Annotated in this window: 15 protein-coding genes; 4 read left to right on the plus strand and 11 right to left on the minus strand. The window is 62.1% G+C overall.

Features of this window, described 5'->3' with window-relative positions; translation table 11 throughout:
- The first annotated feature begins 5 nt into the window (after positions 1-5).
- Positions 6-1,220 (plus strand): GNAT family N-acetyltransferase, encoded by a 1,215-nt coding sequence (locus NKH91_RS04915; RefSeq protein WP_352494598.1) that lies wholly within the window; start codon positions 6-8, stop codon positions 1,218-1,220.
- A 121-nt stretch (positions 1,221-1,341) separates the two neighbouring features.
- Positions 1,342-1,773 carry an HIT family protein gene (locus NKH91_RS04920; protein ID WP_352482287.1) on the plus strand — a complete coding sequence of 144 codons (432 nt, stop codon included), beginning with the start codon at positions 1,342-1,344 and terminating at the stop codon, positions 1,771-1,773.
- Between the two features lie 86 nt (positions 1,774-1,859).
- Here the strand turns inward: NKH91_RS04920 and clpA are convergent, their stop codons facing one another.
- The 3 genes from clpA to NKH91_RS04935 all read right to left on the minus strand — a co-directional run bounded on the left by clpA (position 1,860) and on the right by NKH91_RS04935 (position 5,266).
- On the minus strand, positions 1,860-4,328 hold the full coding sequence (gene clpA, locus NKH91_RS04925) for an ATP-dependent Clp protease ATP-binding subunit ClpA (protein WP_023717743.1): 2,469 nt from the start codon (positions 4,326-4,328) through the stop codon (positions 1,860-1,862).
- 6 nt (positions 4,329-4,334) lie between these two features.
- Positions 4,335-4,661, minus strand: a complete 327-nt coding sequence (gene clpS, locus NKH91_RS04930) for an ATP-dependent Clp protease adapter ClpS (RefSeq protein ID WP_023717744.1) — start codon at positions 4,659-4,661, stop codon at positions 4,335-4,337.
- A gap of 275 nt (positions 4,662-4,936) precedes the next feature.
- Positions 4,937-5,266, minus strand: coding sequence for a phasin family protein (locus NKH91_RS04935; RefSeq protein WP_023717745.1), 330 nt, complete (start codon positions 5,264-5,266; stop codon positions 4,937-4,939).
- 300 nt (positions 5,267-5,566) lie between these two features.
- Between NKH91_RS04935 and NKH91_RS04940 the strand changes: the two genes are divergently transcribed.
- The gene (locus NKH91_RS04940; RefSeq protein WP_352494596.1) at positions 5,567-6,955 is read left to right on the plus strand and encodes an SPOR domain-containing protein; all 1,389 of its coding nucleotides are present in this window, start codon (positions 5,567-5,569) and stop codon (positions 6,953-6,955) included.
- Positions 6,956-7,000: 45 nt separating this feature from the next.
- On the opposite strand, the gene NKH91_RS04945 is transcribed toward NKH91_RS04940, so the two are convergent.
- The 4 genes from NKH91_RS04945 to NKH91_RS04960 form a co-directional block, all read right to left on the minus strand.
- Positions 7,001-7,699, minus strand: a complete 699-nt coding sequence (locus NKH91_RS04945) for a DnaJ domain-containing protein (RefSeq protein ID WP_023717747.1) — start codon at positions 7,697-7,699, stop codon at positions 7,001-7,003.
- The gene (locus NKH91_RS04950) at positions 7,699-8,430 is read right to left on the minus strand and encodes a vWA domain-containing protein (protein ID WP_352482282.1); all 732 of its coding nucleotides are present in this window, start codon (positions 8,428-8,430) and stop codon (positions 7,699-7,701) included. The genes NKH91_RS04945 and NKH91_RS04950 overlap by 1 nt, the downstream gene beginning before the upstream one ends.
- Before the next feature lie 124 nt (positions 8,431-8,554).
- The gene (locus tag NKH91_RS04955) at positions 8,555-8,992 is read right to left on the minus strand and encodes a DUF1489 family protein (protein WP_023717749.1); all 438 of its coding nucleotides are present in this window, start codon (positions 8,990-8,992) and stop codon (positions 8,555-8,557) included.
- Between the two features lie 85 nt (positions 8,993-9,077).
- Positions 9,078-10,481 (minus strand): L-serine ammonia-lyase, encoded by a 1,404-nt coding sequence (locus NKH91_RS04960; RefSeq protein ID WP_352844092.1) that lies wholly within the window; start codon positions 10,479-10,481, stop codon positions 9,078-9,080.
- Positions 10,482-10,651: 170 nt separating this feature from the next.
- Between NKH91_RS04960 and NKH91_RS04965 the strand changes: the two genes are divergently transcribed.
- Complete coding sequence (locus NKH91_RS04965) at positions 10,652-11,371, plus strand: DUF599 domain-containing protein (protein WP_352494594.1); 720 nt, start codon at positions 10,652-10,654, stop codon at positions 11,369-11,371.
- Here the strand turns inward: NKH91_RS04965 and NKH91_RS04970 are convergent.
- Genes NKH91_RS04970 through gatC form a run of 4 tightly spaced genes read right to left on the minus strand, consistent with a single transcriptional unit; the run spans position 11,344 to position 14,488 of the window.
- Positions 11,344-12,141, minus strand: coding sequence for a YdcF family protein (locus NKH91_RS04970; RefSeq protein WP_352844094.1), 798 nt, complete (start codon positions 12,139-12,141; stop codon positions 11,344-11,346). The two genes, NKH91_RS04965 and NKH91_RS04970, sit on opposite strands and share 28 nt — an antisense overlap.
- 28 nt (positions 12,142-12,169) lie before the next feature.
- Entirely contained in the window at positions 12,170-13,735 is a 1,566-nt protein-coding gene (locus NKH91_RS04975) for an amidase (RefSeq protein WP_023717754.1), read from the minus strand.
- Complete coding sequence (locus NKH91_RS04980; protein ID WP_352482278.1) at positions 13,735-14,193, minus strand: GNAT family N-acetyltransferase; 459 nt, start codon at positions 14,191-14,193, stop codon at positions 13,735-13,737. The genes NKH91_RS04975 and NKH91_RS04980 overlap by 1 nt, the downstream gene beginning before the upstream one ends.
- Before the next feature lie 7 nt (positions 14,194-14,200).
- The gene (gene gatC, locus NKH91_RS04985) at positions 14,201-14,488 is read right to left on the minus strand and encodes an Asp-tRNA(Asn)/Glu-tRNA(Gln) amidotransferase subunit GatC (protein ID WP_023717756.1); all 288 of its coding nucleotides are present in this window, start codon (positions 14,486-14,488) and stop codon (positions 14,201-14,203) included.
- Between the last annotated feature and the right edge of the window lie 51 nt (positions 14,489-14,539).

Consider the following 14,539-nt stretch of genomic DNA (forward strand, 5'->3'; position numbering starts at 1 on the left):
GCCACATGGATCAAGGGGACGACTGCGACAGACAAACGGCGAATGCGGAGCTGTCGATCCGCATCGCCGCGGGCATCGGCGCCTTCACCAGCGCGGAATGGGACAGCCTCGGCGGCACAACGCGGGGCGAGGCAGAAAACGCCTACAACCCGCTTGTTTCATTCGCTTTTTTGAGCGCGCTAGAAGATTCCGGCTGCGCCGTTCGACGCACCGGCTGGCAGGGTCATCATCTCAGGCTGGAAACCGCGCAAGGCAAGCTGCTCGGTGCGGTCCCCTGCTATCTGAAGTCGCACAGCCAGGGCGAATATGTCTTCGACCATGGCTGGTCGGACGCATTCGAACGCGCCGGCGGGCGCTACTATCCGAAGCTGCAATGCGCGGTGCCGTTCACACCCGTCACCGGCCCTCGCCTGCTGGTCGGCAAGCGCGAGGACAGCCCCACCGTCAAGGCCGGCCTTGCGGCCGGCCTAAAGGCGGTGACGGATAAGCTCGGCGTGTCTTCCGCGCATGTCACCTTCGCGCCGGAGGATGATGTCCAGATCTTGGCGGCAGCCGGCTTCCTGCATCGCACCGACCAGCAGTTTCACTTCTTCAACGAAGGCTTTTCGAGCTACGACGATTTTCTCTCGACGTTGGCCTCGCGCAAGCGCAAGGCGATGAAAAAGGAGCGGCGTGAGGCGCTCGCCGACGGCATCTCGATCGACTGGCTGACCGGCAAGGATCTGACCGAAAAAGCCTGGGACGACTTTTACGCGTTCTACATGGATACCGGCAGCAGGAAATGGGGCCGGCCCTACCTCGACCGCGATTTCTTCTCCTTGATCGGCGAGCGCATGGCCGACGACATCCTGCTGGTGATGGCCAAACGCAACGGGCGCTACATAGCCGGCGCCATCAACTTCATCGGTTCAGACGCGCTCTACGGCCGCAATTGGGGCTGCATCGAGGACCACCCGTTCCTGCATTTCGAGGTCTGCTACCATCAGGCGATCGATTTCGCCATCTCGCGAAAGCTGAAGGTGGTTGAAGCCGGTGCGCAGGGCGAGCACAAGCTGGCGCGCGGCTACCGGCCGGTGACGATGCATTCGGCGCACTACATCGCCCATCCAGGTCTGCGCAATGCAGTGGCCGACTACCTCCAGCGCGAGCGGCGCGAAGTCGAGCGGATGAGCGAATATCTGGAAGAGCACACCCCGTTCCGCAAGGACATGGCGGAGTAGCAAAACCCGCCCGATCGCTCAACCACGTTCGAGCCTGCATGGCCGATGTCGACCGATCGTCTTGCCCGCCCGCAACAGCTTCGCTACACGAGACCGCGAGCCAAGAACCGGAGCGTGCGCCATGGCCGAAGCAACCTACGACAGCAGCAACATTTTCGCAAAAATCCTGCGCGGAGAAATCCCTTCGCACCGCGTCTACGAGGATGATGCGGTCATCGTCTTCATGGATGTGATGCCGCAAGGACCGGGTCACACGCTGGTCGTGCCGAAAGCGCCGTCGCGCAACCTGCTCGACGCGGATCCGGCGGTGCTTGGCCCCCTCTTCGCTCACGTGCAGAAAGTTGCGCGGGCAGTAAAGAAGGCCTTCGATGCCGATGGCGTCACGGTCATGCAGTTCAACGAACCAGCTTCGGGCCAGACCGTCTACCACCTCCATGTCCATGTCATTCCGCGCTTCGAAGGCATCCCCTTGAAGCCGCACAGCGGACAGATGGAACAGCCTGAAGTCCTGGCTGAGAACGCCGGCAAGATACGGACGGCGCTGGCAAACTGAATCGGGGCGAAGCCGCTCGGCCGACACTCGACCACAAGCTTCATGAAAAAAGCCCCGTTGCCGGGGCTTTTTTACTTGCAGGATTGTCAGTTCTTACGCGGCAGTTGCGGCACTAGGCTGCGCTTGCCGCCATCCTTGCCCTTCGGCTCCGACTTCTGCGCCACCGCCTTTTTCCCGGCGGGCTTTTTCGCCACCGCCTTCTTGGCTTTCGGCACGTCGTCCGGCTCTTCCTTCTTCGGCTTCACCGGCGCCTCGTCGGCGAGCGATTCGAGCTTCAGGCCGGTCTCGCCGGTTTCCTTCTTCTCGACGGTGACACGCACCGTGCCGCCCTTCTTGAGCTTGCCGAACAGCACCTCGTCGGCCAGCGGCTTCTTGATGTGCTCCTGAATGACACGGCCAAGCGGCCGCGCACCCATGCGCTCGTCATAGCCCTTGTCGGCCAGCCAGGCGATTGCATCCTGCGACAGGTCGAAGGTCACGCCGCGTTCGGAAAGCTGCGCTTCCAGCTGCATGACGAACTTCTGCACCACCTGATGGATGACCGGCACCGGCAGCGAGCCGAACGGAATGATCGCATCGAGACGGTTGCGGAACTCCGGCGTGAACAGCCGGTTGATCGCTTCGACATCGTCGCCTTCGCGTTTGGTCGAACCGAAACCGATCGCCGCGCGCTGCGCGTCGGATGCGCCCGCATTGGTGGTCATGATCAGGATGACATTGCGGAAGTCGATCTGCTTACCGTTATGGTCGGTCAGCTTGCCGTGATCCATGACCTGCAACAGGATGTTGAACAGGTCCGGATGCGCCTTTTCGACTTCGTCCAGCAACAGCACGCAATGCGGATGCTGGTCGACGCCGTCGGTCAGAAGGCCGCCCTGGTCGAAGCCGACATAGCCGGGAGGCGCGCCGATCAGCCGCGAAACGGTGTGGCGTTCCATATATTCCGACATGTCGAAGCGGATCAGCTCCACGCCGAGCGAGGCGGCGAGCTGCTTGGCCACTTCCGTCTTGCCGACACCGGTCGGACCGGAGAACAGGTACGAGCCGATCGGCTTTTCCGGTTCCCGCAGGCCGGCCCGCGCCAGCTTGATGGCCGAAGTCAGCGCGGTGATCGCGGTGTCCTGGCCATAGACGACGCGCTTCAACTCGATGTCGAGACCTTGCAGCACCTTCTCGTCGTCGGCGGAAACCGTCTTCGGCGGGATGCGCGCCATCGTGGCGATCGTCGCTTCGATCTCCTTGATGCCGATGGTCTTCTTGCGCTTGGCTTCGGGCACCAGCATCTGCGAGGCGCCGGTCTCGTCGATCACGTCGATCGCCTTGTCCGGCAGCTTGCGGTCGTTGATGTAACGGGCCGAGAGCTCGACCGAAGCCTTGATCGCTTCACTCGTGTAGCGAACCTTGTGGAACTCCTCGAAATAGGGCTTCAGTCCCTTCATGATCTCGATGGCGTCCTCGACGGTCGGCTCGTTGACGTCGATCTTCTGGAATCGCCGCACCAGCGCGCGGTCCTTCTCGAAGAACTGCCGGAACTCCTTGTAGGTGGTCGAGCCGATGCAGCGGATCGCGCCGGACGACAGCGCCGGCTTCAACAGGTTCGACGCATCCATGGCGCCACCAGAGGTGGCTCCTGCCCCGATCACGGTGTGGATCTCATCGATGAACAGCACGGCGCCGGGATAGTCCTCGAGCTCCTTGACGACCTGCTTCAGCCGCTCCTCGAAATCGCCGCGATAACGGGTGCCGGCCAGCAGCGTGCCCATGTCGAGCGCGAAGATGGTGGCATTGTGCAGCACTTCGGGAACGTCGCCCTCGACGATGCGCTTGGCGAGGCCTTCGGCGATCGCCGTCTTGCCGACGCCGGGATCGCCGACATAGAGCGGGTTGTTCTTGGACCGGCGGCACAGCACCTGGATAGTCCGGTTGATCTCGCTCTCGCGACCGATCAGCGGATCGATCTTGCCAGCCTTGGCCTTGTTGTTCAGGTTGACGCAATAGGCAGTCAGCGCGTCCTGCTGCTGCTTCTTCTTGCCGCCTTCTTCTTGCGGCTCAGCTCCGCCCTGGCTGCCTTGCTCGTCGTCGGCGCCGCGCGGCGTCCGCGTCTCGGAAGCGCCTGGGCGCTTGGCAATGCCATGCGAGATGTAGTTGACCGCGTCGTAGCGGGTCATCTGCTGTTCCTGCAGGAAATAAGCGGCGTGGCTCTCGCGCTCGGCGAAGATGGCGACGAGCACGTTGGCGCCGGACACCTCCTCGCGGCCTGACGACTGCACATGGATCACCGCGCGCTGGATGACGCGCTGAAAACCGGCCGTCGGCTTGGAATCTTCATCGTAGCCGGTGACGAGATTGTCGAGCTCGGTGTCGATATAGGTGAGAACCGTATGCTTCAACTCGTCGAGATCGACGTTGCAGGCACGCATGACTGCGGCCGCCTCGGTGTCGTCGATCAGGGCGAGCAGCAAATGTTCAAGGGTTGCATATTCATGGTGCCGCTCATTGGCGAGCGTCAGCGCTTGGTGAAGCGCCTTTTCCAGGCCTTGGGAGAAAGCCGGCATGTTACCTCACTTCTTCTCCATCACGCATTGCAGCGGATGCTGATTCTGTCGGGCGAAATCCATGACCTGAGACACTTTGGTCTCGGCCACCTCGAATGTATAGACCCCGCACTCGCCCACCCCATGATTGTGAACATGAAGCATTATGCGTGTGGCGGCTTCGCGATCCTTCTGGAAAAAACGCTCCAGCACGTGAACCACGAACTCCATGGGTGTGTAGTCGTCGTTAAGGATGAGGACCCGATACAGACTGGGCTTCTTGGTCTTGGTTTTTGTGCGCGTGATGACGGCCGTGCCGCGACCGGCCTCATTGCCGTTGCTGCCGTTCTGCATTCGCACCACGTAGCTCGTGGCAGTCAAACCTGTAGTCACGTAGTCCTGCCTCTTTCGAATCCTCATGCATGCTCGACATGTAGGTGCTCGATGGACGATTTTAAGCCCTTCTGTTTAGCTGACAATATGGCTAGGTGGCCAAACTTGACCGATTTTTCAAATCGTGAAGACCGCAAGGACCCCGATTTCGAGCTGGCATGAAAAAACCCGGCCGCGCGTTCGCGACCGGGTCTGTCTTTTGAGGCCCAAGGGCCGGCTTGGAACGTTCGTCGAATTTACTTCGCCTTGGCGACAATCGATTCGAACGGCTTGTAGGCTTCCTTGGCGAGTTCGGCATAGAGATCGCCAAGCTTGGTGGCCTCGGTGACGAAGCTCTCATAGGACTGCTTGGCGTAGTCGGACTGGATTTCGATCGCCTTATCCAGCGACTTGGCGGAGAAGAGCTTCTCGACAACGGCGCTGCCGGCCTCAAAACTTTTCTTGGTGTACTCGCCCGCCTCGGTGGCGATGGCCTGCGCACCCTTGGACAGCGATGCAAAGCTCTTCAATCCGGTGTCGGCAAATTCCTTGCCGTATTTGCTGAAATCTTCATAGGTCTGGGTCATTTCACGCATTCCCTTGAACGGTTGCCTTTGGACGATGGACGCGCCTTGTCCGGGCCGCGTTGTGCAATGCGTGTAAATATATTGTGCAGTGCACAAAAAGTCAAGATTTCCGCGGCAATGCGCATCGTGAGCCGCCGGCAATCGCTAAGATTCGAATAAAGAGAGGCTCAATCCCGCAGAAAATGGTGAACGCGGCGGTTACCATAAACGGATTGGTAACGCTGCCCGCGTTAGCGTGGCCCGAGGTGAGGCAGGACCCTTTGCCGCCTCCAAGGCAACGGAAATTCAAAGGAACTATCAGTGCGTAAGGCGTTGTCGGGCTTCGTTTCCAAATCCGCGTCCCCCCTCAAAACGATCATGATTCTCGCTATGGCGATGAGCTTCGTCGTCGCGGACGCGGCTTCATCCATGGCGGCCAAGTCGGCGGCCATCGTCATCGATGCCAAGTCCGGCAAGGTGCTTTATTCGTCGGATGCCGATGGCCGGCGCTATCCGGCCTCGCTTACCAAGATGATGACGCTCTATCTGACGTTCGAGGCATTGGCGAAGGGCAGGATCAGCAGGAATTCTCCGGTCGTGTTCTCGGCCAATGCCGCTGCCGAACCGCCAACAAAGCTCGGCGTCAAGCGGGGCGGCTCGGTCACGGTCGAGACCGCCATCCTGTCGATGGTGACCAAATCGGCAAACGATTCCGCAACTGCGCTTGGCGAGATGCTCGGCGGCAATGAGGCCAATTTCGCCCGCATGATGACCGCCAAGGCGCGGGCGCTGGGCATGCGGGGAACCGTTTTCCGCAACGCCAACGGCTTGCCTGATCCCGGGCAGTTCACGACGGCGCGCGACATGGCGCTGCTCGGTATCGCCCTGAGAGAGCATTTTCCACAATATTACGGCTATTTCTCGCAGCGCTCCTTTCTTTACGGGCGACAGCGCATCAACGGCCATAACCGTCTGCTCGGACGCATCAAGGGCGTCGACGGCATCAAGACCGGTTATACCCGCGCCTCCGGCTATAACCTGGTCTCCTCGGTATCGGATGGCGACCGGCGCATCGTAGCGGTGGTCATGGGCGGCAGGTCCGGCGGCAGCCGCGACAGCCAGATGGCCGGGTTGATCAATGCCTACATGCCGAAGGCGTCGTCGCGCGGCGGCGGCATGCTGATTGCCAAAGCCGGTGGCGGCAATCCGATTTCAGCCCTGGCCAAGGTGCTTCTGCCGAAGCATGACGCGCCGACGCCGGATAGTAAGCCGGACGACGATGCCGTTGCCTCCCTCGTCGAGGAAAATGCTCCCGTCGTTGAAGAAACCACTCCGGTCGTTCAGACCAGAAAGGTCAAGACGGCGGCCGTGGCGACAGCGGACGATGTGGCGACGGCCCGGGTCGCCGCAGCCTATGCCGAACCGGCTGCAGAGGTCGATCCGGTCAGCACGGCGTCGGTGCCATCCGGCTGGGCAATACAGGTCGCCTCTTCGCCAAAGCAATCCGAAGCAAAGGCTTTCCTCGACAAGGCGACGAAGCAGGTGCCCTCCGTTCTGGCCGATGCCTCCGGTTTCACCGTCGCCTTCGACAAAGACGGCGTCACCTATTACCGCGCCCGGTTCGGTGGTTTTGGTTCGAAGACCGCCGCCTGGAAGGCTTGTAACGCTTTGAAAAAGAAGAAGATCGAGTGCTACGCCGTCCAGCAGTAAGGGCGCGAAACGATATCTTTCCCGAAAGTTCTGCGTCGAAGGAGACTAGTTGTGATTGGAGAGCAAGACGTCCTTGGCTTCGTTGATCCGCGCCGCCAGGAAAGACGTGCCACCGATATCGGGGTGCAGGCGCTGCATCAGGCGGCGGTGCGCCTTGCGGACATCCGCCGCGGCAGCCCCCGCTTCAAGACCAAGGATCTTGTAGGCCTCCTCCTTAGTCATGGCGCCCGAACCTGGCGCAACACCCAGCCCTTCGCCACCATTCGCATCAGCGTCTTTGCGCCAGATGGGAAATCTGCCGTCAAGATACGTCTCTAGCAGTTGGCGGCTCTCCGGATCGCCGGAGAGCTCGCGATAAAGTTGCTGCAATTCGGCAAGCCCCATCGAGCCAAGCATCTTGCCTTCATGGCGCCCAGCCAGCACGAGGCCTTCGAGGCCGCCGGTGTCGTGATCGAGTTCCATCTCAAGCGCCGCGGTACGCACCGTCGAACGCTTGCCCGGTGCCAGTTTCGCGGCCGGCTGATTCATGCGCATGGAGCCATACCAGGCGAGCGCGGCCGACAGGATCAAGCCGCCGAGGCCCTCGCGCCCGACCAGCAGCACGGCAACGCCGACCAGCCCGAGCAGCACGGGTCCAAGGGTCCTCATGCCGCCTGCAAGCTTCCCCGGATCGGCGCGCAGGAAGATGGTGAGCATGCCGAGAAGCACCAGAAGCAATGCTACAAAAGCGATAATCGCGCCCATCAGTTTCCGCCGCCCCGTAGATGCTCGATCATCAGCCGGTCCTCCGGCCTGCCCCGGTCCTCCAGTGCTTTCAGACCGCCGGTCGCAAACACGGCGACGGACGAAAGCAGGCCGGCCAAGGTCGCGGCAGCCCGCCGATCAAACCGGAACCAGGCCCCTTTGGACAGCCGTGCAATTTCCTTGAACGCCTTTTCTGCACCGGCATCATGGCCTTCCTGAAAAACGAAGACAGGAACGCCGTGCAGACCTAGGCTACCGGCCTTTTCAGCCAGATCATCTATGTTTTCTTCCATCGCATCGCCGATATAGACCAGCGCGTTGACCTTGGCCGCCGCCGTCTGTTTCAGCGCATGGGCGAGCACCTTACCGATCTGGGTGTGGCCGCTACGGCAGTCGATGCGCGTCATCAGCTGCTTCAGAGCTTCGGTATCGGTGACGAATGCGGAGGAACGGCACTCGCCAAGCCCGCGGAAATAGACCAGTTGAACCTTGAGCACCCCAGCCTTGCCGACGGCGTCGAACATCTCGGCCTGCAGCGCACAGGCGAGATCCCAGGTCGGCTGGCGGCTCATCGTAGCGTCGAGGGACAGGATCAGCCTGCCTGAACCGGTGGCGGATGCAGCGAGCGTCCTTGCCTGACGGAGAAAGGCGTCGATCTCGCCGGTGCTCGATTGGGACTCGACCGGCGCAGGATTGGCCTTTGCAGGCACGGGCTGCTTCTTGTCGCTCATGACATTCAAGATGTGGCGTTGTTCCCCAGCTTGCAAGCCCAGATCAGGCGACCTGCAGGACCGGTGATGATGGCAACTGCGGACAAGCGTTCGGCCGGTGCCCTTGGCGTTACGGTTCTTGGCGTCAGAGTAGGCCGAGATCGGCAAGCTCACGCCTGAGCTTCGGCGGCATTTCGATCAGCCCGGCTTTGCCCTTGCCGAGATCGGCCGGCGCGTCCGCCGGCTTCAGGTAGCGCCACCCTTGGAATGCACGGCGCGGCTGCCAGTCGGTGCGCACGACCTCGGGATCGAGGATCAGATGGCAGCGGCCGATGCCATCGTCATCGGTGAAGGGCCGGATTTCGGTGATCAGCTGACGGCATTGGACATTGCCCTTGACCACCCAGTAGAGCGAGCCGCCGTCGGTGATCTCGGCGCCGCGCGTCGGCACCATGCGGGTGGTGTGGTAGTGTTCGGCCGGTTCGCCGGCGCGGCGCCGCTCGTCGAGGCGGAAGGCAATCCACTCTTCCAGATCCTCGACGCTGTCACAGCCGACGCAAAGCTTTATGAGATTGAGAGACATCGTTTAAGGTTTAGCCCAGCACGCGAACGCGTCAACGGCCTGATCGACTTCTCCACAGTGGTGGTCCAGGCCGCCAGACTGGCGCTCAGCACTCCACGACATTGACGGCCAATCCGCCTAGGCTGGTTTCCTTGTACTTTTCGTTCATGTCGAGGCCGGTCTGGCGCATCGTCTCGATCGCCGCATCGAGCGGCACGAAATGAACGCCATCGCCCTTGATGGCCAGCGAAGCGGCGGTCACCGCCTTGACAGCGCCAAGCGCGTTGCGCTCGATGCACGGCACCTGCACCAGGCCGCCGACCGGATCGCAGGTCATGCCGAGATGATGTTCCAGCGCGATTTCGGCAGCGTTCTCGACCTGCTCGGGCGTGCCGCCCATGACGGCGCACAATCCCGCCGCAGCCATCGCCGAAGCCGAACCGACCTCGCCCTGGCAGCCTACCTCGGCCCCCGAGATCGAAGCATTGGTCTTGATGATGCCGCCAACGGCCGCCGCCGTCAGCAGGAAATCGCGGATACTTGGCTGGTCGGCTTCGGGATGGAAATGCAGCCAATAGCGCAACACCGCGGGCAGAGTGCCGGCCGCCCCATTGGTTGGCGCGGTGACGACACGGCCGCCGGCGGCGTTCTCCTCGTTGACCGCCATTGCATAGATCGACAGCCAGTCATTGGCGAGCAGCGGGTTGGGCCGGTTCTGCTGCCATTGCTCCTGCAACTTGTCGTGCAGCATCCGGGCACGGCGGCGCACCTTCAGTCCGCCCGGCATGATGCCGTCTTGCGACAGGCCGCGCTCGATGCATCCCTTCATGGCGCTCCAGATGCCGTCGAGGCCGGCGTCGAGCTCCTCGCGCGACATCTGCGTCTCCTCGTTGACGCGCTTCATCTCGGCGATGGAAAGGCCACTTTTCGCTGCCATTGAGAGCATTTCGACGGCGTTCTTGAACGGATATGGAACCTTCTTGCCTTCGGTTGTCGCCGAGCCCCTCGCCTTCATCCGCTGCAATTCTTCCTCGGAAACGACAAAGCCGCCGCCGATCGAATAGTAGACGCGCCTCAGCAGCAACCGGTCTCCGGCATCATAGGCAGAAAACGCCATGCCATTGGCGTGACCCGGCAGCGGCGTCTTGCGATCCAGCACCAGATCCGTTGCCGGGTCGAAACGATAGGACGGATGGCCGGGCGGCGAAATCCGCTTCTCGGCGGCGATGCGAGCGGCGATGCCGTCGGCGTGGTCAGGATCCACCGTCTGCGGCGTCTGGCCGGCGAGGCCGAGCACCACGGCGCGATCGGAGCCATGGCCGATGCCGGTATAGGCGAGCGAGCCATGCAGACTGGCCGCGATTCGGTCGACCCTGGCGCCGGCCGGACGCGGCCAGTCGTCTCCCGCAATCTCGTCGAGAAACCGCCGCGCAGCCGTCATCGGCCCCATCGTGTGCGAACTCGATGGGCCGATGCCGATCTTGAACAGGTCGAAAACCGAAAGGAACACGTGGGCGTTTTCTCCTGGGACCCTGTTGAGCTCTATATATAGGAATTCCCATGATGTTTTCCGCTGTTTTGAAGATTGCGGCGCTGCGCCTGCCGACCTTGTTTGCTCCGGCAGCGACATTCCGGCTTCGGCCATCGAAGCGTTGCCTCGGCTTGTGGTAAAAGCACCGCATGAGCGATTCCTTTCATCTATCGACGGCCGACCTTGCAGCGCTGGGGTTCTTCCTCGCCGCGTGGGTGCTGCATACGCTCGCCGCCGACGGAATGCTGGTCAGCCGCATGTCGCTGACGAGGGCGATGAACGCGCAGCGCGAGGCCTGGATGAGGACCATGGCCGAACGCGAGATCCGCATCGTCGACACCGCCATCATGAGCGGCCTGCAACAGGGGACCGCCTTCTTTGCCTCCAGTTCGCTGATTGCGATCGGCGGCTGTTTTGCCTTGCTCGGCGCTTCCGATCAGGTTCTCACTGTGCTGAGCGACCTGCCGTTTGGCGCCACATCCTCACGCGCCGCCTTCCAGACGAAGGTGTTCGGGCTGGTGCTGATCCTGGCCTTTTCCTTCTTCAAGTTCGGCTGGGCTTACCGGCTGTTCAACTATTGCTCGATCCTGATCGGCGCGGTGCCGATTCCGCATGGCGAGGCGTCGCGCAATCCGGTCACCGAAACGGCGGTGTGGCGCGCGGCCCGCATGAACATGCTGGCCGGGAAGCATTTCAATTCCGGGCTGCGCGGCGTGTTCTTCTCGATCGGTTATCTTGGCTGGTTCGTCGATCCCGCCGTTTTCGTGCTATCGACGCTGCTGCTTCTGGCGGTGCTGGTGCGCCGCCAATTTTTCTCGGCGGCGCGGCAGGCGGTGCTCGGTCAGCCGCCTGGCCCGGGAAAAGGCTGATCAATGCGGCCCGACAGCCAATAGGCGACGAGCCCGATCCATTCGCGAATCGTGATGGTCGTGGTCTGCAGCGCTTCGTTGGTAGATTTGCGGAACAGGCTGATACCTTCCTTACCGGAGGTGCGGTAGTCGACCGGCCATGGAACCGTCGGGAAGCCGGCTCTGTCGAACAGCGCCTTGGCGCGCGGCATGTGGAAGGCTGAGGTCACCAGCAGCCAGATCTCGCCGGGTTTCGGCGTAATCAGCCGCTTGGTGAAGACGGCATTCTCGTAGGTGTTGCGTGACTTGTCTTCCAGGATCAGACGATCGGCCGCCACGCCGAGCGCAGTGAGTACGCGTGGCGCCGTGGTTGAGTCGCCTTCGTCCTCACCGATTATTGCAACGGGGCCGCCTGAAATGACGACTCTCGCTGTCGGAAAACGCCGCGCCAGCACGGCTGCCTCGACAATTCGATCGCCACTGGCGTTGAGTTCATAACCGCCGCGAACGAAATTGATGGCGCCGTCCATACCGCCGCCGAGCACAACGATTCCGTCAACCCTTTCCGGCAGGGGTGGCTTAGGGAAACGCTCCTCGAGCGGATTGAGCATCACTGCGCCGAGCGAGGTCCATGCTGACAGTGCCAGGACAAGGAAGGCCAGCACGCTGCCGGTGGCAAATAGCCTTTTGCGCCCGACCAATGCCGCAAGCAATCCAGCCAGCAGCAGGATGATCGCGAGATTAAGCGGCTGGACGAAGAGCCACAGGACCTTGGAGACATAGAAGAACATCCCTCACCCCCTCAGATGAGAAACGATCCTACCACCATTTTTCCGGCTGAAATGTGCCGGCCGCCTGTTCGATGACATGGGCGGTCTGGAACAGCGTTTCCTCGTCGAAAGGCCGGCCGATCAGCTGCAGGCCGAGTGGCAGCCCCTTGGCGTCGAGCCCGGCCGGAACCGCGATGCCGGGCAAGCCGGCCATGTTCACCGTCACCGTAAAGATGTCGTTGAGATACATCTTGACCGGGTCGGCGGCCATGTCTTCGTCTGCGATGCCGAAGGCGGCGGACGGCGTTGCCGGCGTCAGGATGACGTCGACACCTGCGACAAACACATTTTCGAAATCGCGCTTGATCAGGTTACGAACCTTCTGCGCCTGCAGATAGTAGGCATCGTAGTAGCCAGCGGAAAGCACATAGGTGCCGATCATGATGCGGCGCTTGACCTCACGCCCGAAGCCGGCGGCGCGGGTCTTTTCATACATGTCGACAATGTCCTTGCCGGGCACGCGCAATCCATACCGGACGCCGTCGTAACGGGCGAGGTTGGACGAGGCTTCGGCGGGCGCAACAATGTAATAGGCCGGCAGCGCGTATTTCGTGTGCGGCAGCGAGATGTCGACAATCTCGGCGCCGGCATCCCTCAGCCAGGCAATGCCCTTCTGCCACAACGCCTCGATCTCCTCGGGCATGCCGTCGACACGGTATTCCTTGGGGATGCCGACCTTCATCCCCTTGATCGAGCGGCCGATCGCCGCCTCGTAATCCGGCACCGGCAGGTCGACGGAGGTCGTGTCCTTCGGGTCGACCGAAGCCATCGACTTCAACAGGATCGCGGCATCGCGCACGTCGCGCGCGATCGGCCCGGCCTGGTCGAGCGACGAGGCGAAGGCGACGACGCCCCAACGCGAGCAGCGGCCATAGGTCGGCTTAATGCCGACCGTGCCGGTGAAGGCGGCGGGCTGGCGGATCGAGCCGCCGGTGTCGGTGGCGGTAGCGCCGGCGCACAGGAAGGCCGAGACGGCTGATGCCGAGCCACCGGACGAACCGCCCGGCACCAGCTGGGCATTGTCCAACGTGCGCGCGGTCCTGGTGCCGCCCGCCGAAACGAAGCCGCCCTCGCCCTGATGTGTCGTCGGCATTACCACCGTGTCGAGCCGCGAACGCCGCCACGGGTTGATGACAGGCCCGTAATACGAGGTCTCGTTGGACGAGCCCATGGCGAACTCGTCCATGTTGAGCTTGCCGAGCATGACGGCGCCATCCGCCCACAGATTGGCGGTGATAGTCGATTCGTAGCGCGGCTTGAACCCGTCAAGCACGTGGCTGCAGGCCTGGGTGTGGACGCCTTCGGTGCCGAACAGATCCTTGATGCCGAGCGGGATACCCTCGAGCGACCCGCCCTCGCCCTTGGCCAGTTTCGCGTCGGAGGCCTTGGCCATGTCGCGCGCTTTGTCGCCAGTGACCACCACATAGGCATTGAGCGCCGGATTGGCTCGCTCGATAGCCGAAAGATAAGCCTCGGTGACTTCGGTGGCGGTGATCTCCCTGGAGCGCAATTTGGCGCGGGCCTGCGAAATCGTCAGCTGGGTCAGGTCGCTCATCAGGCAAGACTCTTTTCGTAAAACACCGACCACTCGGAATTGGGATAATTCAGCACCGGCCCACAGCGCGAAAAACCGGCGCGTTCGTAGACGGTCCAGGCGGCGGGATGACGGTCGCCCGTCTCCAGCACCAGACGCTTCAGCCCTTCTTGGCGCGCCAAGCCCTCAATCCGCTCGACGATCATCGCACCGATTTTGCGGCCGCGATGCGAAGGCCGCGTATACATACGCTTGACCTCGCCGACGACAGCATCGTGGCGCTTCAGCGCGCCGCAACCGATGGCAAGGCCGTTATCGCGGGCGATGAAGACGGTCGTGTCGCGGTCCGCCATCTGCTCGACCGTCAAATGGTAGCAATGCTCCGGCGGCGTCAACTCCAGCAATGTGGCGTTGAGCTCCTCGACCAGCCCACGCACATCGTCCTGCAGCGGCGTCTCCGCGGCGATCTCGATTACCATCGGCCAGCTACTCCACGACCTTTGGCACGAGAAAGAAGTTCTCTTCGGTTGCCGGCGCGTTGGCGACGATGTCGGCTGCCTTGCTGCCGTCGGTGACGACGTCCTGGCGCTTCTTCATTGCCATCGGCGTGACCGAGGTCATCGGCTCGACGCCGGAAACATCGACCTCGTTCAACTGCTCGACAAAGCCCAAAATGGCGTTCAATTCGCCGGTCATGCGCTCTGCATCCTCCTCGCTCACCGCAATGCGGGCAAGGTGCGCGACGCGCTTCACGGTTTTAATATCAACGGACATGTTGTGCCTCGGGGAAAACCAGCGCTATAGCGGCGCAGCGCGTGCCGCGCA

It is taken from the genome of Mesorhizobium sp. M0894, assembly GCF_040319725.1.
Taxonomy (GTDB): domain Bacteria; phylum Pseudomonadota; class Alphaproteobacteria; order Rhizobiales; family Rhizobiaceae; genus Mesorhizobium.

Bases quoted from the DNA above. Each gene is read 5' to 3' on its own strand.
- NKH91_RS04975 (WP_023717754.1), bottom strand. From the start codon at position 13,735: ATGAGCGACCTGACCCAGCTGACGATTTCGCAGGCCCGCGCCAAATTG.
- NKH91_RS04945 (WP_023717747.1), bottom strand. From the start codon at position 7,699: ATGGGCGCGATTATCGCTTTTGTAGCATTGCTTCTGGTGCTTCTCGGC.
- NKH91_RS04980 (WP_352482278.1), bottom strand. From the start codon at position 14,193: ATGGTAATCGAGATCGCCGCGGAGACGCCGCTGCAGGACGATGTGCGT.
- NKH91_RS04965 (WP_352494594.1), top strand. From the start codon at position 10,652: ATGAGCGATTCCTTTCATCTATCGACGGCCGACCTTGCAGCGCTGGGG.
- clpA (WP_023717743.1), bottom strand. From the start codon at position 4,328: ATGCCGGCTTTCTCCCAAGGCCTGGAAAAGGCGCTTCACCAAGCGCTG.
- NKH91_RS04935 (WP_023717745.1), bottom strand. From the start codon at position 5,266: ATGACCCAGACCTATGAAGATTTCAGCAAATACGGCAAGGAATTTGCC.
- NKH91_RS04950 (WP_352482282.1), bottom strand. From the start codon at position 8,430: ATGAGCGACAAGAAGCAGCCCGTGCCTGCAAAGGCCAATCCTGCGCCG.
- clpS (WP_023717744.1), bottom strand. From the start codon at position 4,661: ATGCAGAACGGCAGCAACGGCAATGAGGCCGGTCGCGGCACGGCCGTC.
- gatC (WP_023717756.1), bottom strand. From the start codon at position 14,488: ATGTCCGTTGATATTAAAACCGTGAAGCGCGTCGCGCACCTTGCCCGC.
- NKH91_RS04920 (WP_352482287.1), top strand. From the start codon at position 1,342: ATGGCCGAAGCAACCTACGACAGCAGCAACATTTTCGCAAAAATCCTG.
- NKH91_RS04955 (WP_023717749.1), bottom strand. From the start codon at position 8,992: ATGTCTCTCAATCTCATAAAGCTTTGCGTCGGCTGTGACAGCGTCGAG.
- NKH91_RS04970 (WP_352844094.1), bottom strand. From the start codon at position 12,141: ATGTTCTTCTATGTCTCCAAGGTCCTGTGGCTCTTCGTCCAGCCGCTT.
- NKH91_RS04915 (WP_352494598.1), top strand. From the start codon at position 6: ATGGATCAAGGGGACGACTGCGACAGACAAACGGCGAATGCGGAGCTG.